Here is a 20,006-nt window from a genome sequence, read left to right as displayed (position 1 = left end):
TATGGATGAGAATGCCATAAATTTGAGCAGACAGATACCGAAGTCTTTGAGTTGTTTTGGTTTACCTAAACGAGCTTAAAGAAACAACATTAACTTAGTTTGCTCTTCAACCATTCGTAAAACGCCGCCACTTTCTTAGCCGATAGGCGATAATTCGGGATCATCACGTAATAACCATAACCACTCTGTAAAGTTAGGTTGAGAATATGTTGGATATCCCCTCTTAAAATAGAATTCTGCGCCATAAAATCAGGAAGTAAGGCGAGTCCTTTTCCCATTTTGACGGCTTCGTAAGCTAGGTAAAAATGTTCAAAGCCTACAGAGTGATAGGTAACGGTTGATTCTACTGCATGTGCCGCCTTAAATTGCTCCCACAACTGAGGACGAGTGATTTGAGGTATCAGCGGATAGTCGCTAACAGCGTGCACATTCTTGAGTGCAGGAGCGTTAGTACCGACCAATAGTAGTATTTCTTCGCATAGTAAGTGGCTGTATTCATAATGCGTGGATAATGGAAGGCAGCGAATATGTAAGTCACTTTCGTTGCTCGAATCTTTGACGTTCCCATCCCCAGTACAGACTCTTACTCGGATGTTAGGATGTTGCTGGTGGAAGTCATCAATATTAGGTATCAACCAAAGACTGGCAAAAGAAGGGGTTACGTCCACGGTGAGTAATTCTTGCTTTGAATCTGACTGGATTAAGTTGGCAGTTGCATGCTGAATAAGCTCCAAAGCTTCTGTGACTTGCGGCAGATAACGCTTGCCTTCTTCGGTTAACTCAATACCACTCGCCCTTCTTTGTATTAAAGGTAAACCCACCAATTGCTCCAGCGATGCGATTTGTTTGCTTACTGCGCTTTGCGTAATACATAGGGCATCCGCTGCTTTAGAGAAACTGAGGTAATTAGAGACCGCGACAAACGTCCTTAATGCTCGAATAGAAGGGTATTCACTGCCTTTTAACATACTTCAGTTCCATTAAACTCTGCTTAGGCAAAGAGTAGAGTATTCACGGCTTGAAGCAAAGTAAGATGCAACGTATGTGTGATTAGCTTCCTTTCTTATAAAAACTAGCTAAGCGTTTTTTGACTGATTAATCTACAAGAGTATTTTAGATGTTTATTTAATTTCTTTGAAAAATCTACAAATTGACAAGAATCTTTTTCACATCATCGATTAACCTCAATTTAGTATTGTTTATATAAAGTAAACAGACAGATCTTTTTTTCTGTTTTTGTTCGGCGTTCTTTAGAGGATTGTCAGTATTCTATAAAATTAAATATATTTTTCATTAATTTAAAGTTGGCATTGCATTTGCTCTTTACTATTCGAACCTTCAATGGAACTTATATTAGGAGAACGAAATGAAAAGCAATGTTGTTACTTTGATTAGCCTTTTTTCTTTAGCAACGTTTAGTACTTTATCACATGCTGCGGACTCCAACGATCATGGTGTATATGTTGGCGCCAACTACGGTTACTTAAAAGTTGATGGACAAGATGACTTTGATGATGACAGCGATGTTATTCAAGGTTTAGTTGGTTACCGTTTTAATCCTTACTTAGCGTTGGAAGGTGGTTACATTGATTTCGGTAGCTATGGTAATAACCTAGCAAATGCCGAAACGGACGGCTATACAGCGGCTCTAAAAGTTACCGCTCCCATTGCTGATCGTGTCGACCTTTACGCAAAAGGCGGTCAAATGTGGTACTCGACGGATTACAACGTTGCGGGCTTCCAAGGCAACAAAGATGATGAAGGTGTATTCGCTGGTGCCGGTGTGGGTTTTAAAGTTACTGATAACTTCTTAGTTAACGCAGAATATATGTGGTACGACGTAGAACTCAATGCGGAGAATGTCGCGAACGGTGCAAACACGGAAACAGACTTTAACCAAGCATCACTAGGTGTAGAGTATCGCTTCTAATATAGTTAGCCGTGCTGGACTCAATAAAAGTGCGAAGCAAAATAGCTTCGCACTTTTATTATTTATCATTCAAATAATTTAAGACCGATGAAGCGTATATATAAAACGATGGCTAATTTATTTTATTGTTACTCCAGGGTATTTAATACGTTACTAGCATGACTGTCTAGCCTTTTTACTAACCTTGAAAAACAAAGCTTTATTGCTCTACAAGTAATATTAGATAGGTTAATTTCCGCATTGCCTGACATTACATTTATGTGGCCTATAATACCGCGTACGTGTTCGTTACGTTCATTTTTTAGCTCTGAAATTAGCTAATTGAACCCAAGTAGCAAGGCCTACGGTCGCATCTGTTGTATTATATGACCCAGACCTGAAATTCTTAGTAAAGTCAAAGTTGAAGAGACTATTTTACTTACCCAACCATCAGTCATCCGAGCGTTATATCTCTTGTTGAAGTCAAGAAATACGTTGCGTTCTAGATAAGTTTAAGGCTTAGATTGTAGTGCCGATCACTCATTACTTGTAGCGTTATTGACATAACCCGGAACAGATTTTTTCCTAGTCCATGAGCGTGGAAGTCGATACCAGAACCTCCTTCTAACCGATACTCAATGCCCCCGTGAATGAATGGCCAAAGAGGAGGCATAGGAACTGGAGTTGCATCATGAGTGCATTATTTAATTTCCATACAAGTCAGAGTCTATATAACCAAATAAGTTACATTGGCTGTTCACGTAGTAGTCATCGTTTTCTTCATCATCAATTGAAAAAGCAAAGTACTTAAGAGGGTTCTCAGTGTCACAAGCAAGGTTAGCCATGTTATTTTTTACGTAATCCTCTATTTTATAACCATCAAAGCTTCCTTCCCAAATAATAGTACTTTCATCATTGCTGAGTTCTGCGACTAAAACAATAGTTACATAGCGATCAATGAGAGGAGTGCTTATGACGTCTTTATTTTCATAGACTGGAGAAAACTCAAAGCGACCAGTACTGTCTGTGAATGTTGATAAGTCTATTGATTTCCCTGACATGCTTAAACCAATACTAAGGCTAACCTTTAGGCTACTAAGTGGTTTTCCTTTCTTTGTTAACACACCATTGATTTGCGGTGTGTATTGATTAACGTGTTCGTCATTCAATTTACTTTCTTCAAAATTCATTACAATGCTCACTAATATGACTGTAATAATTCCAGCAACTTAATTTTTCACAACAATATTTTCATTTTGAAATTTAAAAATCTATATATGTTGTGTTTCTGTTCAATATCTAAGGTTAACTTTGTGATTAGAGTTACATTATTTTTTGTAACTACTGTTTGTAGTCATTACATCTATAGAGTTGTAATGAAACAAGCGAGTAGGGACTAACAATGAATACATCAATCAATTCATCGAGGGAGATGAGTATAGACTTTAGACTTAGATCTAGTTATCTCTTAGAAAGGATAGGTAAGCAGAAGACTTTTAAGTTGCAGGGCTTTTAGTACCATGCTCTCTGCCTTTTTGATTAGTACTTATGAACTTCTTGTTTACTGATTAATACTCAACGAGTTTGTAAACCTACATGGGCCAAAGGTATGCGGTAATCTATGTAGTAAGATTTCAGAAAGCATGAATGTTTGAAAAAAGAGACTATTTTAGTTGATACAAAAAAGGCCACCCGAAGGTGGCCTTTTCCAAACGTTTGGTGGGCTGGCGTAATTTGAATCTGCATCTTTAGTATATGATTTTTAATGGTATTGGTTGGTTTGATTTTTGTTGGTGTACCTTGTGGTGTACCCATTTCTTGACCATCCCCTAAAAATTGTTTCAATTTCCGTATATTTCCTCCTATTTACGTTAGTTCTACTTAGCATAAGACAATGTTGTATCATCCATCCCTTTATGTAGGGGCTATGCAAGGTCGAAACAAGCGTCAAATGAGCAAGTTATTAAATCTAAGAGAACTCTTCACACTAGAAGAGTCAGCAAAATTCGTAACAGATTTGCTAGGGGAGTCTGTTGTCTTGACGGATATATGTCAGTTAGCTCTAGATGGGCATTTAACTATATCGGTTCGATTGATAAACCAAGCTTATGCCCTCGCGGGGCGATGTACTCTTATGGGCAATGAGCGAAGTTCTGATATCTCATTTAAAACTGATACAAGTAAATGGATAGCTTTTGATGAGAAGGTTCAGGTCATTGGTGGTGTTTGGGATTTGCCCATGATAGGCATGGAGTCATCATCTGTTTTGAAGCAATTCCAAAACTCCTCAAGTCAACCTGCATTTGACGGAGGGGACACCAATGGGGTCTTTTTAGCTCAAGGTGATCAAGTATATAAGCTTCAAACAGTGTTAAAACCACTTCCCGGCGATAAGAAGAAACATTCTTTCTTAGCTATGATATTTCCGCCCTTGTGCTACGAAGGTATTACTCTCATGGATCTAATCTTTAGTAGAGATCATGAGATAAAAGAAATGATTTTTAAGGCTGAGAAAGCTGAGTCAGCGGCAGCACTGGAAAGGTTTAAAAGTCAGCCAAGTCTTGATTATGTTTTTGAGGATAGCCATGAGCTTGGTGAGTATGAGCATCAACTGGTTATCAAAAAAACTGAGCTTTTGAGGTTTGTTGAATCACAAAGTGAAGAGGGTTTAGGGAAACAAACAGAAGACAAGTCAAAGAAGCCTAAAGTGGAAAAAACACTTCACTCGAGAGAGCGTAATACATTGCTTGTTCTCATCGGGGCACTTTGTAAGCAGTTGAAAATTGATCCCGGAGCTCGAGGAGTTACTTCGTCTGTGAAACTTATGACAGAACAGATAGGTGCCCCTGTTTCTGATGACTCTATTCGTAACATATTGAACCAAGTAGATGAAGCGATAGAAAAAAGACAAAAATGACCTAATGAGCATACTCTAATTAGGAATTTTGTTTTCCGAATTCGGATTTACCAAGCTTCATTTCAATAACCTCTCGGCTGTCCTATGAACAACCAAGAGGTTTTTTTATGTCTCATAAAATCATTCGTTTACCTGAAGTTATCGATATGACAGGTCTATCTCGCAGTACTATCTATTTGCGCATGTCTCAGGGAAGTTTTCCGCTATCTATTTCACTAGGAGAACGTGCAGTTGGATGGCTAAAAGTCGATATTGAAAAATGGCTCGATGCTTGCGTTTCTGCATCTAAGGCGGTTGATAATGACTAAACGAAATTCACCTAATTGCATAAAAAGCAATCGCAACTATACCGTTATTGATATCAGTGAAACGTTAGGGGTTCACCCTAAAACAGTGCGTAATTGGATTCGTGTTGGTTTACCTGTAGTCGATAAAAAACGCCCACTATTAATAAATGGTGCCGATTTGAAGGTTCACTTTAAACAAAAGCGCAAAGCAATTATGTTCGACTGCGAAGAGCATGAGATGTGCTGTTTTCGATGTAAACAACCAATGAAACCAAGCATTGAGTCAGTGTTTTTCATTGCTAAACCCGCAGGAATGGCTCACATGACAGGCTTGTGTGAAGAGTGTGGATGTCGAATGAACAAGTATGTTTCGTGGCGAAAAGTGAATGATATTTGGCTCGAACTTGAGGGTAAATTACCGATAGCTGAAAAACACTTAATCCTAAGAGGACAAAACCTCTTAAATTGTCCTTTCAATGGAGTTTTTAGTGATGAAAAGTAATAGTACAAATAATGCACGAATTATCTATGAATTTACCAAGTATTTAAAGGAAGCTAAGCGCTTAGATGACTCAACTATTGATGGCGTTCTTAAGTCAGTTAATCGCTTTGAGGAATATACTGGTTATGTTGATTTTAAGAAGTTTAGGGCGAAGCACGCTATTGGGTTTAAGAAGCACCTTCTCAGCAAAAAGTCCATTTCTACAGGTGAGACATTAAGTAAAGCAACTGTGCTGACAGCAACTCGTCACTTGAAGTCGTTCTTCCAATATCTGGTTACGCAAAAAGGGTATAGATCAAAAATCAATTACAGTGATATTGAATATTTCAACTTATCGGAAAAAGATACGCGTATCGCTAACGCAAAGCGTAAGAGAAATGTGGCCACGATAGAACAGATCAAGCAAACCTTGGAGCTTATGCCTTGCTCGACGGTCATTGAAATGCGTGATAGAGCTTTAATGGCATTCGTTATCTTAACAGGAGCAAGGGACGGAGCGGTTGCTTCAGCAAAGATAAAACATATTGACCTTGTTGAACAAAGCTTTTATCAGGACGCAAGGGATGTGAATACAAAGTTCAGCAAAACATTCACAACATACTTTTTTCCTGTCGGCGAGCTGCCACTAAAGATTTTGAGTGAATGGATTGATTATTTGGTTCAGGAGCTAGGTTTCAAGCAAAACTCGCCGTTGTTTCCTAAAACTAAGTTGGCACATAACGCTAACCAGCAGTTTGAGGTTATTGGTTTACTTGAAGAGCATTGGAGCAACGCGAACCCAATCCGCAAATCTTTTGCACAAGCCTTTGAAGCTGCTGGGTTGCCTTACTTTAATCCTCACAGTTTCCGGAACACTTTGGTGCGATTGGGCGAGCGGCTTTGCCGAACACCTGAAGAGTTCAAGGCATGGAGCCAAAACTTAGGGCATGAAAGTGTGCTGACTAGTTTTTACAGCTATGGTGATGTGCCTGATTACAAGCAAGCAGAGTTATTGCGAAAGCTAGCTAAGCCAGCTGAAAACACTGCTCCAGATATGGAAGAGCAGTTCAAGCAATTTATGCAGTTTCAACAAATGATGGGAAACAAGTAATACCCATCAAATTGTTCTGACCAAGCTGGTATCAAAAAACATTCGTATGTTGATACCAGCTTTTATTTTACTTTGTAGGTATCATTAAAATAGGGTTGTTGATTTATGATACCAAAGGTATATGATGCCCCAGTATTTGATACCAAAACTAAGAATGAGTAACCAATGCGTATATTTGCTTATTGTCGTGTTTCTACAACCGAACAATCTACAGAAAACCAAATCATTGCTATTCGTCAGAAAGGGTATGAAGTGAGTGATTCACGTGTTATTAGCGAAACGGTTTCCGGTTCGGTCGAGGCGATGAAACGAGAGAAGTTTAAGCTGTTAATCAACCATCAAATGGAAAACGGAGATATGCTGGTGGTCTTAAAGCTAGACCGTTTGGGGCGAGATAATATTGACGTCCAAAACACTATTAACCTGCTCACTGAAAAAGGTGTAACGGTTGTTTGCTTAGACCTGCCAGTTGCGGATTTATCAAGTGCTGAAGGGAAGTTGATGCTACAGATGTTTTCCGCGTTTGCAGAGTTTGAGCGCAATCGGATTCGAGAGCGTACAAAGGAAGGGATAGAACGAGCAAAAGCCCAAGGAAAAAAACTAGGTAGACCAAAGGCCTATAGTACTACTCGCTTGGTTCAAGCAAAAAAAGCTGAAGGTTTATCACAATCTAAAACATCTCATGAGTTGGAATTGGGAATAGCTACAGTAAAAAGGCATTGGAACAAAGAAGTTATAGATAACTAACTCTACTAAATCTGGTTGTTAATGCATTTGAGTATTGTTGTAACATGCTATATTTCACCCCTAGCAAGTTTACCGTGTACTTGGATGGTAAATGTTGGAGCTTAGAGCTGACGTAACAGTATCAGACTGCTAGATTCAATGAAATTAATGTAGAATAGATATTAGAAGCGATTATAAGTTGTAATACTCAGTTGAGATAAAGAAAGATGTTTGCCACTAACGATTTGGAGATAAGAAAAGCTTTTCATAAGAAAAAGCTAAAGCACCAGCATGCAGACAAGCAGACTCTCGTAATCGACGAATTAGGCCTTATGCATGGTTCAAACAGAGTCGATATAGCTGTTGTTAACGGATGTATTCATGGTTATGAAATAAAAAGCTCAAAAGACACTCTTATTCGTTTTAGTGATCAGTTAGATACTTACTTAAAAACCTTGCAAAAACTGACCGTAGTTGTTGCGCCAAATCATTTGAATGAAATCTTTGATATGGCTCCGGAGTGGGTTGGGGTTATCGTTGCGGAAAAAGGAAGCAAAGGCGCGATACACTTCAAAACTATAAGAAAAACAAAGAAGAACCCTAATGTAGAAGCTATAAATGTAGCCCATCTTCTTTGGAAAGATGAAACTCAAGCTCTACTAGAAAAGCTAGGAGTTCCATCTAACATTCGAAGAGGAACAAGGCTCGATCTATATAAGGTTCTTGTTAACCAAATTAACATAGATGAATTGGTTAAGAATATTAAGTTAACGTTTGAAAACCGTTCAAATTGGCGCTCTGATACACAGCTAGCGTAAGGTGATGGCTAACTGCAGCCTCTTTCCAAGTACTCAAGTTGCCAGTGCCGCATTTACCCTGCGAGCAATCATAGATTTTTTTATCCCCTTTAGAATAATTCTCACCGTAGAAATATCCCTGTGGATCTTTAACCAATTGAGCACAAAGATCTTTCATTTGTGAGGGGGCATCTCTAAAGGCCCCTCCTTTGTAGATAATCCATTTATCTTCATAGGAATACACGAGTTTAGCGGCAGGTTTCATCATTCGCATGTCGATAGAGCTAAATTCTGGAGTTTCAATGGTGTAATCACCAAAACCCAAATTAGGAAAATCCGCTTTTATTGCTGTGTGTAGTGATTTATAAAATATCCAATCACTTCGCTTTTGTTCTGCTCCAGGTTTTTTCACAAGATCTAGTTCGAGTGAAGTTCCGACCACGTATATTGACCGGAATTCCGATATATCGGGTAGTTGTCCAAGTAAAACAGAAAGCATGAAAACAGCATCTTCTGTAGGTTGGTATTCCGCACCTTTTCTAAAATCAACAATCAGATCTGTGTTTGGCGGTGTGCAATCAATCTTTAACAGCAATTGTTGTATTTGAGTATGACTAGTCGGGTCAGCTAGTTCATCTAAGGACACTCTAAAACCAACCCCGTGAGAGCATTCAAACCAACTTTTTTTTACTGCATTAACATAACTACCGTCGTAGCCCAATTGAATTACTGGTGAAAAGTGACCATTTACTGACTTTAGTTCATCAAAGATGAACTCGGGGATTGTGCGTCCATCTTTTACATTATCTAAATGTAGACTAGAGTCTATATCAACTAATGATGGTAGCTCTCCCCACTTTTCTTTGTAACGTTTCGCTAATTTTTCTACATGTTGCTCTGCTGTTTTTTTGGGTTTCTGTTCTTCAAAGTCAAACTCTACTGGAGGTATGACAAAGAGCGGGTATAAGTTCTTTTTCACTGTTTGATCTAACCGAAGTAAAGCTTGGTATTCACCTTGTCTCCATTTCAGTATTGGAAGGTACTTTTTATAGGAACCTAACTCATCAATCATTCAAACAGTCCTCTCACTTTTCCATAACCGACCAAGTCATTAAATTTTGTGTAGTCATTTTTCTCCCGGCGTAACCTCCCGGCGATTATCGCTGGATGAACACCGATTCTCTTTGCGTCACCAATTATTGCTGCATTAGTTGGTATAACTCTCGATACAGCTGTTTTCCATGTGTTTGGAGGAATCAAGTTATCTAAAGCAAATTTATCAGCTTGCCCTTCTAGACCATCAACGATTTCACCAACATTTTCATCAACAAACTCGTGTCCAAACTTGGACAGATGTAAAAAGACATGCCCAAGTTCATGCATCAACACAAACCAAAAATTATCGACCCTATCGTAACGTAACGTCATACCAACAATGGGGTTCCCTTCCTCGGATAACATTGCCGCCCCATCTAAAAACGTCCCCTCTAGGTGTGGTTCAAAAACCAAAATAATGCCTTTGCTTTCAAGAAAAGAACGAGCGATTAGAGGTCCACTGTCTTCTTTACTAAGAGTAACAAGTTCAGGGAGCCAAGAGTCATTAAGTTCGAAAGTAGGTATTTCCTTTGATTTAATCAAATGTTCTGCACTTGATAAGACCTTAGCTTGCCATGCTATCAATGATGTCTTATGGGCAGGCTTTCCTGCATAGCTAGTTTTTCGATGTAGTGCAGGTTGTAGCCCATAGCCAAATGCGCCTTGGATAAAGCTTTTAGCCTCTTCAACTATATTGCTTCCTGCTGAAATCCATCCGCGCTTTAGCATTTCTTTGATTGGGAGGGTATCCCACTGAAAGTCAGTGCCTTCATCAGATTCAAAGATCGTATCTCCACAATCATCAACAATTTTTTGAATATCCAGCCCAATGTATTCTGCTACTTTTAAAGCTCTCGATAAGCTCACGCCAGAGTAATTACTTGACTCTAATGCTTTAAATCTAACTTCAGGAATGTTTAAATACTTCGCTAATTGCTCTTGGCTGATTCCTTTAGCAATACGAGCACTAATAAGGTAATTAGCTAAAGCGTTAACATTTAAAGTAGATAATTCATCTAGAAGACCACCTTTTAGGCGCTGATAACTTCTAATTTCTTCTTCTAGTTCTAGTATTTGACTGTGAATAGAGTCCTTCTGGACTTCAGCTAGCCATGATGAATCGTTATTTAGGAACCCTAGTGCCTCTTTAAGTTTTGAAAGAGACTCTTCAGTAAACTTCAATTCTGAGTCGTTAAGTATCATCGCATATATCCTAACTATCTAATTCATCGCTTAGTTCAAGAAGGACAATTCCCTTGCGGCAACCAGAATGCTTTTCTTGTTGAAAAAATTCCGTATAGGGGGTTTGTTTATTGTCGGCAAAGCAGTGAGCTGGGAAAAACTCACCTTCATATTTAGCCTTCTGTGATGCCCTTCCGTCAGAGAAATCCAAAAAGACTGCATCAAGTTTACTTGGATCTACATTTCCAGCATCCCAACATGCATCGTAATCTCCTGGAGTTGGCTTCTTAGTTACGTAGCTACCATCAATATAGATTTTAGAGCAACCTGCTTGCTTAAGCGCTTTCATCGCATCAATTAAGCCATCAAACTGCTTTCTTCTATGTGGATTAAACACAAACACTTCTCGAAACTCTTCAAGGCTTAGTTTGTGGATGCCTTCCTGTAAAACAGGCCATGGTGCTAAGGGAAGCTCAGTGAAGACTATGGACATTCTTATGGGTTAGATTGGTTGAATATAATATAGTTGTATATCACGAATTGAATCATTACTTCGTGATAAGAAGCCAATATTGAGAAGTACCAATAGAAAATGAAGGTAGTTGTGGGGAAAAAACAAAAAAGTATGTGAATAGCGACTGCTACTAACTTGGAGAAAACTGGTATCCAGAGCAGAGTTCTTATCTAATAATCAATAACCCATCAGTAGTAAGTTCGGTAGTAGCTTTAGATTTGTATGCATTGTATTGCTCACTGATTGACTTTTCCATACTCTTTAGTCCATCCACTTTATCAACTTATACTGACCTTACTTTTGACACAACTTTGTATTGAGTATCAGAGCTAGTGTCGGAGAATAATATGAAAATTGTTATTTTATCTAGAAATCAGCGCATTCCTTCATCTGGGGTTAATACTGCTTATCTAATTGTCGACCATTGGAATGACTTTTCATTCGTCACGATGTTTTACTTGTCACTGTATGATCAAAAGGGCGAACTTCACGAAATTGGAAACGTTAAGATTGGCTTTCAGGGACAATCAATTGAAAAATCGACCTACTCCACTTTAGGAGGTGTGTTTGATTTCCTACCAGAGGGATACTTTTCAGTTGGTCAGGATGTCGACTACTATCAAAAAATTTCGAATTTATCAGAACCAGTTAAAGTCTCGTTACTTAAGGCTCTCAAGGATATAGCTCATGCGCCAGCGCTTATAGAAATTGCTCAGGATGAGGATGTTTTTCGAACGTCTTTACTTAGAGATGTTAGCTTGTCTGTTATTAAAGGGCAGTTCACTAGAGTACTTGAGGGAAAAAAACCGCTAACCAATTTTGAGTTTAAGTTTGTTAGACCTGATCAAGCTAAAATGTCTGGTATTGAATTGACATTTAAAGTGAAAGTAGAAGATAAACCGAGCAGTAATATTCATGCGATTATCGGCCGTAACGGTGTTGGAAAAACTACGCTGCTCAATGGAATGATTGAAGCTGTCACAGGAAAGGGGCAGCCGGGCGTAATGTTCTATGACATAGAAGGTTGGAGAGAAGCTCCTATCAGTAAGGACTATTTTAGTAGCTTAGTGTCGGTGTCGTTTAGTGCTTTCGACCCCTTCTCCCCTCCAACTGAGCAACCTGATCCCTCTAAAGGGACATGTTATTTCTACATCGGTTTAAAAAAAGGAGATGATTCTCTTAAAGGGTTAAACGATATACACGAAGACTTTCTTCAGGCACTGAAGTCCTGTTTAAGCCAAACACCAAAGCGAGACAGGTGGTTGAAAGCGATTGATACGTTGGAGTCTGATGAAAACTTTGCGGGTATGGGGCTAAAAGAACTAGTTGAATACTCGGGTGAAGTGCTCACAAGCAAGGCTCGGAAACGCATTAAGAAAATGAGTTCTGGGCATGCAGTGGTGTTGTTAACCATCACGCGATTGGTTGCTACGGTGGAAGAAAAAACTCTAGTACTAATTGATGAGCCTGAAAGCCATCTTCATCCACCATTATTGTCTGCTTTTATTCGAGCGTTGTCTGACTTACTTCTTGATAGAAATGGTGTTTCTATTATCGCTACACATTCACCAGTAGTGCTTCAAGAGGTTCCTCGATGCTGTGTCTGGAAAATAAATCGTTGTCGATTGGTGACAGAACCTCGTAGGCCCGCCATTGAGACATTTGGGGAGAACGTGGGTATTTTGACAAGAGAAGTTTTTGGCCTTGAGGTTGTTAAATCTGGCTTCCACGATTTGTTAGCTAAATCCGTTGCTTCCGGCGATACCTATGAGGAAATAGTGGGTGGCTATCGTGATCAACTTGGCGTTGAAGCGAGAGCGCTATTGAAGGCTCTTGTTGTACATCGAGATCGGGGGGAAGGTTGATGTTGAAACTTAAATTACCTGTCTACTCGTATCCAGACGCGTTAGCCCTTTGTCGTGATGGGATCACAGGGAATAAAGGCTTGCTCCAGAACGTCAATAATGCAACTACTGAATTGCAAATACAAGCACAAGCTTATGAGGCTTCAGGAGCAACAGGCGAACTATATACTATCCAGCCGCTACAAAACCAAGAAGGTGATGACCCTATAGTCTTAGGGCAGTTAAAGAAATCCGACTTGATCAAGTTGTACGGAAATTACGTAGTTGGGAAAAAGAAGCCAGCTCGAGCAGTTTATGACTCTTTGATGATCGCCGCTGATGAGAAGTGCCCATTTTGTGGTGGAATTGGTCGCCCTCGAAATCTAGATCATTACTTGCCTAAGGCACACTTTCCTCAGTTTTCGATAGTACCTGTAAACTTGGTACCTTCGTGTCGAGATTGCAATATGGATGGTAAAGGCGAGGATTTTGCAGCAACTGAAGCTGAGCAGGTGATACAGCCTTATTTAGATGATGTTCGCTACTTCAATGAGCAATGGTTGTTTGCTCGATACCTACCAGGTAACGATGATGAGCCAGGCGTTATTGAATACTTTGTTTCTCCTCCTGAACATTGGGAGGATGCACAGAAGCAACGAGTTGAAAAACATTTTAAGGATTTCGATTTATCCTTGAGGTTTTCAAAGGAAGCAGGGCCAAGACTTGTTACCTTGCTGGCGCAATATCAAGCTTTGTTGGACGTTCCAATAGATGCCGCGACGAGTAAAAGCATCATATTTCAACGTACGATTGATGCATCGCCGTTCGTGAATCACTGGGAAAGGGTGATGTGCTTATCTTTGATGGAAGTCCTGTAGACTTGTTTGGGCTAATTATTTAGCTGGTCGATATTCAATGAAGCACCTCAGGCATAAATAGAGCCTAAGGTGCTGACGTTTAGATGACTTTCAATTGCTTAGTTCCTGTAACCGAAAGGCTGCCTTTGGCGGCTTCTTCTATATAATCACTCCACCAGCACATCATTGGACGTCGACGTTCTAGGTAGTCAGTTCGGTTGTAAGCACTTCTTACTTGGTTATCATCGACATGAGCTAGAGCTGCTTCAATTAGATCCCTATCAAAACCTTGCTCGTTTAACGTAGTACTCGCCAATGAGCGAAGACCATGACTAACCAATCTACCCGCAAATCCCATACGTTTGAGCGCCATATTTGCTGTTTGACTATTACATGGTTTTTTAGGGTCTCTGTCAGAAGGGAATACGTACTCACGGTGTCCGCTAATTGGTTTTATAACTTCGAGTAATTCAATCATCTGTTCAGTTAGTGGAATACGGTGCTCTCTACGCTTCTTCATCCTTTCTGCTGGGATTGTCCATATCTTATCGTCTAAGTCGATCTCCTCCCACCTTGCGCCAGAGGCTTCGCTAGGGCGTGTCATGGTATGTAATTGCCATTCAATTAGACAGCGAGTTGTACGCTTAATACTTGCGTTAGCAATTGCACCCATTAGCTCAGGCAGCTCTGCTGGCTTGAGTGCCGCCATGTTTTCTTTCTTTGGCTTCTTAAATGCAGCTCGAATGCCTGTAAGGGGATTGGCTGGGACTAATCCACAGTTAGTGGCGAAGTTCATAATCTCATTGAGCCGTTGAGATAAGCGCTTGACGGTTTCTAAACTGCCTTTAGCTTCGATAGGTTTTAGTAGTTCTATTACCTGAGGGGCGGTAATTTGCTTAACTGGTATTTTGGATAAACTAGGAAAGATGTGTAGTTCAAGTGAGCGCCAGATATCAACTGCGTAGTCTGGTGTAACGTCATCTTTTTTAATTTCGAACCATTCTTTAGATACATTAATAAAAGTATGCTGGTGGACAGCCTGATGCTCTTTTTGCTGGCGTTTTCTAGCCTCGTGAGGGTCAATACCTTGTGCGAGTAACTCTTTGGCTTCTAGAGTTGCTTTTCGAGCGTTTGACAGAGAAAGATCGGGATACTTGCCCAAACTTAGATTAGCTCGTTTTCGAGTGATCGGTCTGTAGTAATTCACTACCCATAGTTTTGAGCCATTAGGCTTAATTCTTAAACGGAGTCCATCACCATCGAAAAGGTTGTATTCTTTTTCGCTAGGCTTCGCGGCTTTGATTTCTTTATCGGATAGACGTGTTGTTGTTTTTGCCATTATAGGTACATCAAATTAAGGAACCGAATCTAGTGTACCTTTCTGTGTACCCATAAAGCAAAGAAGTAGTAGAACGTCATTAGACACCAAAAGATGCTAAGTTATTGATTTTTATTTATGACAGGTAATAAAAAAGACGCCCTAGGACGTCTTTAATATGATAATTGGTGGAGCTGGCGGGAGTTGAACCCGCGTCCGAAAACCGTTCATCATTGGTACTACATGCTTAGTCGATCTTTAATTTCGCCACCCACCTGCGAACCGACACGCTAATGAATGACTAGCCTGAATTAAAATTCGCCGTTCATCTCTCAGGCGGGAGAATCCGGGCTAGCGCGTTTGGGTTTGATCCCTCGTTGATCCCCGTCTTACGTGCGGAAGCTAGGGCGAGAGAGCTCTTAGCAGGTTATTAAGCTGCTAGTGCGTAGTTTTCGTCGTTTGCGACTATTTTTTTGCGGTTTGTTAACGAGGCCTACCGCACCTCGGCATGCACCTCAGACTTCTGAATTCCCGTCGAATCCTAAATCAGCCCCAGGTAATATTCGCATAGTAACAGAAAAGCATTGGCTGTCCAGTACTATGCGTTTAAGTGGTCAAGATTAACGCAGCGCGCTCTTCATTACGCGTGCTTTTTCTCTTGCCCAGTCTTTTTCTTTTAGATCCGTACGTTTATCGTGCAGCTTTTTACCTTTTGCTACGCCAATTTTTAGTTTCACCCAAGAGCGAGACCAGTACAGTGAGAGGGCCGTTAATGTCATACCTTCACGGTTTACACGTCCGAATAGGTTATCCAGCTCACGACGACTCATTAGTAGTTTACGCACACGTGTAGGGTTCGCCACAACGTGTGTCGATGCCTGATTTAAAGGAGTGATTGTCATGCCACTCACAAAGGCTTCACCGTCACGCATAAATACGTAACTTTCAGAAATATTGGCTTTACCTTGGCGAAGGGCTTTCACTTCCCAACCTTGGAGCTCCAAGCCAGCTTCGATTTCATCATCGATGAAATACTCGTGGCGAGCTTTTTTATTCAGCGCGATAGTATTGCTACCCGCTTTTTGTTTCGTTTTTTTCTTTGCCATAATAGCGTCATTATACGGGTTGGATATCGGATAGGAAATCCTTTTATTTGCGCAATCGTGGAATAAAAGTAAAATTGGCGAGTAGCTTTAAATCTGTACATGTATCGATAGGAGTATGTATGAAGCAAGTCAGCCGTTCTGCGCTTGTGTCTTTTAGCGCCGAACAGATGTTCAATCTGGTTAATGATGTTGCTAAATACCCTGAATTTCTGCCTGGTTGCTCGGGCTCTAGAATCATTGAGTCTTCGGGGAATGGTATGGTGGCTTCTGTCGATGTGGCGAAGGCTGGAATCAGCAAAACGTTTACGACTTCAAATGAGTTGATCCCCGGTCAGGCAATTATGATGAACTTGGTGGATGGCCCGTTTAAGACGTTGCGTGGTGGTTGGATTTTTACCGCGCTAGATGAACAAGCTTGCAAGGTTGAACTAAAGCTTGAGTTTGAATTCTCAAGTAAAATGATTGAGATGGCCTTCGGTAAGATTTTTAACGAGCTTACTAGTAATATGGTAAATGCATTTACTAAACGCGCAAAACAGGTCTACGAGTGTTATGAGTATTGAGTCAGATATGATTCACGTTGAGGTTGTCTATGCTCTTCCTCATGAACAGCGTGTATTTAACTTAGTGGTAAATAATCACGCAACGGTAGAAGAGATCATTCGACAATCCGGTGTATTGGAGTTGTACCCTGAAATTGATTTGTCCAAGAACAAAGTGGGTGTGTTTAGTCGTAACGTGAAGTTAGATGCGACCGTTCGAGATCGAGATCGAATAGAGATTTATCGTCCGTTACTCGCCGATCCGAAAGAGATTCGCCGTAAACGGGCGGAGCAGGCTAAAGCCGAGGGGAGTGCAGACCCAGTCACCGGTGGCAAGCCTAGTTCTGTACGTAAAAATAAGCAGGATTAATATAAACCCAATAGCTCATGTGAGTTACTCAAAGTTTGACTAACGTGATTTCTATATAATAAAAAACCTCCCAAACGGGAGGTTTTTTTGCAAAAGTCAGTTTACTGAATTTGCTCGTAAAATGCGTCACTTTTTGGAAAGTCACCACTGATGTCTGCGAGTGTGCCTTGGTCATTAAAGTTTACAATCAGATCTTTCTGTACTGGTTCGCCATGGCCAGGAGTATGATGATAGATGTAATACCAAGTGTTTGGATAGCCGTTTTCAATAAGCATTGGCGACCCTAATACGAAGCGAACCTGTGCTTTAGTCATCCCAAACTTTAATTTATCAACCGCACTTTGTTCTACATAGTTGCCTTGGTTGATATCAATACGATAAACCAGTCTTTCCAATACCGAACATCCTGTCAGCAATGTCATTGCTAATGGTACGGCAACTAACCACTTCTTTAATTGCATAATAATTTCTTAGTAACCTTTAAAATACTGCGCTGATAATAAACAAGCTCGACGCAGATGTAAAAAGCTATGCGTCGTATGGTAGACAATCTGACAACGAATTTTGAGTTGAGTTGCATTTATTCACCGATATTAGGCGGTAAATGTCACCACATGACGTATTAGTTAGGTGACGAAGAGCAAATTTCAATCGGAAGTAGGGTGATGGACGCTTTCAGCGGTGAGCAAAGCCTAGTGACTCGTTAGTCGGTTTTGGCGAATTCGCGTAATGCATCACCTGAAAAACGATAATACTCTTTTTCATGAATTAGTGTTGCACCAATTGAGCGGTAAAACTGACCTGCGGTAGGGTTACTACTTTCAGCTGTCCAGTCCAACCTTTGGCATCCACACTTGATCGCCAAAGATGCCAGATACTTCATTAACTTGAGACCAACCCCTTTTCCTCGAACCTTCGAAGATACGAACAGATCTTTTAAGTACATCTGCCCTGAGAGTTTTGGGGCAGGGAACATGACGGTATAAGATGCAAAGCCTACGACGTCATCATTATCGTAAACCGCAATGATATTAACACCAGAATGTTCAGAGAAGACTTGGCTCTTTAGATAATGGACCAGATCGTGTTTTGATGAAGCTTTTTCTTTGAAGTAGTAATGTTCTAACTCAATAAAAATAGGGATGAGATCTAAGCAGTTGGTTTTGTGTATTGCTCTGATATCCATATCTCATCCCTTGTCGATTTATTAAGCGGCGATAAGCAGTTCTTTTGCGTTTGCCAACGTTGAGTCGGTTATTTGACTACCACCAAGTAAGCGAGCTAATTCTGCCACACGTTGTTGTTCATCTAATGCGTGCATTTGGGTTTCGGTTTGGCCTGCTTTGGTTTGCTTAGCAACAAACATTTGTTGATGGCCGCATCCGGCAACTTGAGGGAGGTGAGTGACACACAATACTTGAGTAGATTCGCCAAGCTTGCGTAGCATTTTGCCCACTACGGCAGCTGTTGGGCCACTAATACCTACGTCCACTTCATCGAAGATTAAACTTGGTGTATCTACTTTCTGAGCGGTGATCACTTGGATAGCTAGAGAGATACGTGATAGCTCACCGCCTGACGCAACTTTTGCTATAGGTTGCAATGGTTGTCCCGGGTTGGTCGATACTAAGAAGCACACGCTGTCCATGCCAAGCGGCGATGGGTGCGTGTTGTCATTGCTAACTTCGATACTGAATACTGCTTTCTCCATGCTCAATTCGTGCATGCTTTGTGTGATCAGTTTGTTCAGTTCTTTTGCGTAACGGCTGCGTGATTTGTGCAGTTTTTCTGCTTGTGTTAGAAAGCTTTGGTACTTGTGTTCTACTTCTTGAGCAAGTTCATCTAAACGTTCATCGGAGCAATCTAACGCTTCTACTTGGGCCAGAAGATCTTGATGATGCTGGTAGAGTTCTTCTGGCATTACGTGGTGTTTACGAGCTACAGACATCACTTTAGAAAAACGTTCTTCTACATAAGCCATACGAGCTGGATCAACATCGATGCCATCTAAGTAGCTGCGTAATTCATTCTTCGTTTCTTCAAGTTGAATCATCGCTTCTGACAGCATGTTAGGTAGCTCAGATAGCTTTTCATCTAATTCGGCTAATTGAATTAGGGAGTGATTGGCCGATTGCAAAATACCAAGCGCATTGACTTCTTCACCTTCGTAAATAAGTTCGATGGCTTGCTGACAGGTAGTGGCGAGTTCACCACTGTTGGATAGTCGTTTATGCTCTTGCTCGAGCTCTGCAAATTCTTCTTCACCTAGCGATAACTCATTCAGTTCTTTGATTTGGTATTCAAGCAACTGTTTTTGCGCCTGGTTTTGCTGGCTATTTTCTTTTAGCTGCTTGAGGTTATTATCCGCCTGACGCCAATGCTGGTAAGCACTTCGTGTGCTTTTTAGTAGGTTTAAATGCCCAGCATATTGGTCGAGCATGGCCATTTGGTGCTCACTTTTCATCAATTGATGATGAGCGTGCTGCCCATGGATATTGATAAGTAGCTGCCCTAGAGATTTGAGTTGTGATAGTGGAACAGGGCTGCCATTAATGAAGGCTCTTGAGCGGCCTTCTTTTGTGATAATACGACGCAAAATACACTCACTGCCATCTAGCAGATCGTTATCTTCTAACCAACGTGTTGCATGTAAGTTGTTGTCCAATAAAAAAGCGGCGCTAACTTCGGTTTTCTCTTCACCTTGTCGCACCATGCCGGCATCGGCTCGTCCGCCTAAGCAGAGCCCTAAAGCATCGATAGCAATGGATTTACCCGCGCCTGTTTCACCTGTAATGGTGGTCATGCCCTTAGAAAGCTCGAGTTGTAAAGACTTAACAATCGCAAAATTATTAACACTTAGATGAGCCAGCATTTTATTTACCTGTATAACTGAACAATACTGTATAAGGGAACAGTATATACTGTTTCTTTATACAGTAAAGTCAGGTAG

22 protein-coding genes and 1 other RNA gene are annotated in these 20,006 nt (G+C 40.6%); 11 read left to right on the top strand and 12 right to left on the bottom strand.

The annotated features are described in order from the left end of the window. Positions 1 to 89: 89 nt before the first annotated feature. Positions 90 to 968 carry a LysR family transcriptional regulator gene (locus tag IQR33_RS01400; RefSeq protein ID WP_193843449.1) on the bottom strand — a complete coding sequence of 293 codons (879 nt, stop codon included), beginning with the start codon at positions 966 to 968 and terminating at the stop codon, positions 90 to 92. Between the two features lie 398 nt (positions 969 to 1,366). Between IQR33_RS01400 and IQR33_RS01395 the strand changes: the two genes are divergently transcribed. Beyond that, positions 1,367 to 1,930: a porin family protein gene (locus IQR33_RS01395; protein WP_005381668.1), complete on the top strand. Its 564-nt coding sequence runs from the start codon at positions 1,367 to 1,369 to the stop codon at positions 1,928 to 1,930. A 683-nt stretch (positions 1,931 to 2,613) separates the two neighbouring features. On the opposite strand, the gene IQR33_RS01390 is transcribed toward IQR33_RS01395, so the two are convergent. Together IQR33_RS01390 and IQR33_RS01385 are read right to left on the bottom strand one after the other, a co-directional pair. After that, complete coding sequence (locus IQR33_RS01390; RefSeq protein ID WP_053302978.1) at positions 2,614 to 3,099, bottom strand: DUF6795 domain-containing protein; 486 nt, start codon at positions 3,097 to 3,099, stop codon at positions 2,614 to 2,616. Positions 3,100 to 3,484: 385 nt separating this feature from the next. Continuing rightward, complete coding sequence (locus IQR33_RS01385; RefSeq protein ID WP_193837487.1) at positions 3,485 to 3,754, bottom strand: hypothetical protein; 270 nt, start codon at positions 3,752 to 3,754, stop codon at positions 3,485 to 3,487. Between the two features lie 106 nt (positions 3,755 to 3,860). Between IQR33_RS01385 and IQR33_RS01380 the strand changes: the two genes are divergently transcribed. From IQR33_RS01380 to IQR33_RS01355, 6 genes are all read left to right on the top strand, one after another. After that, positions 3,861 to 4,826 carry a hypothetical protein gene (locus IQR33_RS01380; protein WP_228010028.1) on the top strand — a complete coding sequence of 322 codons (966 nt, stop codon included), beginning with the start codon at positions 3,861 to 3,863 and terminating at the stop codon, positions 4,824 to 4,826. A gap of 107 nt (positions 4,827 to 4,933) precedes the next feature. Continuing rightward, positions 4,934 to 5,134 carry a helix-turn-helix transcriptional regulator gene (locus IQR33_RS01375; RefSeq protein WP_012842097.1) on the top strand — a complete coding sequence of 67 codons (201 nt, stop codon included), beginning with the start codon at positions 4,934 to 4,936 and terminating at the stop codon, positions 5,132 to 5,134. Continuing rightward, positions 5,127 to 5,615, top strand: a complete 489-nt coding sequence (locus tag IQR33_RS01370; RefSeq protein WP_012842096.1) for a helix-turn-helix domain-containing protein — start codon at positions 5,127 to 5,129, stop codon at positions 5,613 to 5,615. The genes IQR33_RS01375 and IQR33_RS01370 overlap by 8 nt, the downstream gene beginning before the upstream one ends. Continuing rightward, positions 5,605 to 6,705, top strand: a complete 1,101-nt coding sequence (locus tag IQR33_RS01365; RefSeq protein WP_054700821.1) for a tyrosine-type recombinase/integrase — start codon at positions 5,605 to 5,607, stop codon at positions 6,703 to 6,705. Before IQR33_RS01370 ends, IQR33_RS01365 begins: the two co-directional genes overlap by 11 nt. Before the next feature lie 165 nt (positions 6,706 to 6,870). After that, positions 6,871 to 7,452 (top strand): recombinase family protein, encoded by a 582-nt coding sequence (locus IQR33_RS01360; protein WP_193837489.1) that lies wholly within the window; start codon positions 6,871 to 6,873, stop codon positions 7,450 to 7,452. 206 nt (positions 7,453 to 7,658) lie between these two features. Beyond that, positions 7,659 to 8,249: a sce7726 family protein gene (locus IQR33_RS01355; RefSeq protein WP_193837490.1), complete on the top strand. Its 591-nt coding sequence runs from the start codon at positions 7,659 to 7,661 to the stop codon at positions 8,247 to 8,249. On the opposite strand, the gene IQR33_RS01350 is transcribed toward IQR33_RS01355, so the two are convergent. The 3 genes from IQR33_RS01350 to IQR33_RS01340 are packed head-to-tail and all read right to left on the bottom strand — an operon-like array spanning position 8,194 to position 10,998. Further along, on the bottom strand, positions 8,194 to 9,300 hold the full coding sequence (locus IQR33_RS01350) for a beta family protein (protein WP_193837491.1): 1,107 nt from the start codon (positions 9,298 to 9,300) through the stop codon (positions 8,194 to 8,196). The genes IQR33_RS01355 and IQR33_RS01350 overlap by 56 nt on opposite strands. Continuing rightward, a complete protein-coding gene (locus tag IQR33_RS01345; RefSeq protein WP_193837492.1) occupies positions 9,297 to 10,526 on the bottom strand; it encodes an XRE family transcriptional regulator in 1,230 nt (409 codons plus the stop codon). Before IQR33_RS01345 ends, IQR33_RS01350 begins: the two co-directional genes overlap by 4 nt. A 10-nt stretch (positions 10,527 to 10,536) precedes the next feature. Next, positions 10,537 to 10,998, bottom strand: a complete 462-nt coding sequence (locus tag IQR33_RS01340) for a DUF6932 family protein (protein ID WP_193837493.1) — start codon at positions 10,996 to 10,998, stop codon at positions 10,537 to 10,539. Positions 10,999 to 11,366: 368 nt separating this feature from the next. Between IQR33_RS01340 and IQR33_RS01335 the strand changes: the two genes are divergently transcribed. Then, on the top strand, positions 11,367 to 12,884 hold the full coding sequence (locus IQR33_RS01335) for an AAA family ATPase (protein ID WP_193837494.1): 1,518 nt from the start codon (positions 11,367 to 11,369) through the stop codon (positions 12,882 to 12,884). After that, positions 12,884 to 13,741, top strand: coding sequence for an HNH endonuclease (locus IQR33_RS01330; protein WP_193837495.1), 858 nt, complete (start codon positions 12,884 to 12,886; stop codon positions 13,739 to 13,741). Before IQR33_RS01335 ends, IQR33_RS01330 begins: the two co-directional genes overlap by 1 nt. A gap of 79 nt (positions 13,742 to 13,820) precedes the next feature. Here IQR33_RS01330 and IQR33_RS01325 read toward each other — a convergent pair whose 3' ends face one another. From IQR33_RS01325 to smpB, 3 genes are all read right to left on the bottom strand, one after another. Next, the gene (locus IQR33_RS01325; protein WP_193837496.1) at positions 13,821 to 15,059 is read right to left on the bottom strand and encodes an integrase domain-containing protein; all 1,239 of its coding nucleotides are present in this window, start codon (positions 15,057 to 15,059) and stop codon (positions 13,821 to 13,823) included. Between the two features lie 165 nt (positions 15,060 to 15,224). Next, positions 15,225 to 15,592: a transfer-messenger RNA gene (gene ssrA / locus IQR33_RS01320) on the bottom strand. A 66-nt stretch (positions 15,593 to 15,658) separates the two neighbouring features. Further along, complete coding sequence (gene smpB, locus IQR33_RS01315; protein WP_005381642.1) at positions 15,659 to 16,144, bottom strand: SsrA-binding protein SmpB; 486 nt, start codon at positions 16,142 to 16,144, stop codon at positions 15,659 to 15,661. Between the two features lie 119 nt (positions 16,145 to 16,263). On the opposite strand from smpB, the gene IQR33_RS01310 reads away from it, so the two are divergent. Continuing rightward, a complete protein-coding gene (locus tag IQR33_RS01310; RefSeq protein ID WP_005381641.1) occupies positions 16,264 to 16,707 on the top strand; it encodes an SRPBCC family protein in 444 nt (147 codons plus the stop codon). After that, entirely contained in the window at positions 16,697 to 17,056 is a 360-nt protein-coding gene (locus IQR33_RS01305; RefSeq protein ID WP_005381640.1) for an RnfH family protein, read from the top strand. Before IQR33_RS01310 ends, IQR33_RS01305 begins: the two co-directional genes overlap by 11 nt. A gap of 101 nt (positions 17,057 to 17,157) precedes the next feature. On the opposite strand, the gene bamE is transcribed toward IQR33_RS01305, so the two are convergent. From bamE to recN, 3 genes are all read right to left on the bottom strand, one after another. Beyond that, entirely contained in the window at positions 17,158 to 17,517 is a 360-nt protein-coding gene (gene bamE / locus IQR33_RS01300; RefSeq protein WP_017820585.1) for an outer membrane protein assembly factor BamE, read from the bottom strand. A 242-nt stretch (positions 17,518 to 17,759) separates the two neighbouring features. Continuing rightward, positions 17,760 to 18,242: a GNAT family N-acetyltransferase gene (locus IQR33_RS01295; RefSeq protein WP_005381636.1), complete on the bottom strand. Its 483-nt coding sequence runs from the start codon at positions 18,240 to 18,242 to the stop codon at positions 17,760 to 17,762. 21 nt (positions 18,243 to 18,263) lie between these two features. Next, positions 18,264 to 19,928, bottom strand: a complete 1,665-nt coding sequence (recN, locus tag IQR33_RS01290) for a DNA repair protein RecN (RefSeq protein WP_005383750.1) — start codon at positions 19,926 to 19,928, stop codon at positions 18,264 to 18,266. Between the last annotated feature and the right edge of the window lie 78 nt (positions 19,929 to 20,006).

The organism is Vibrio sp. OPT46, from assembly GCF_015163535.1.
Classification (GTDB): Bacteria; Pseudomonadota; Gammaproteobacteria; order Enterobacterales; family Vibrionaceae; genus Vibrio; species Vibrio alginolyticus.
This window is presented reverse-complemented; position numbering and strand designations above follow the sequence as displayed.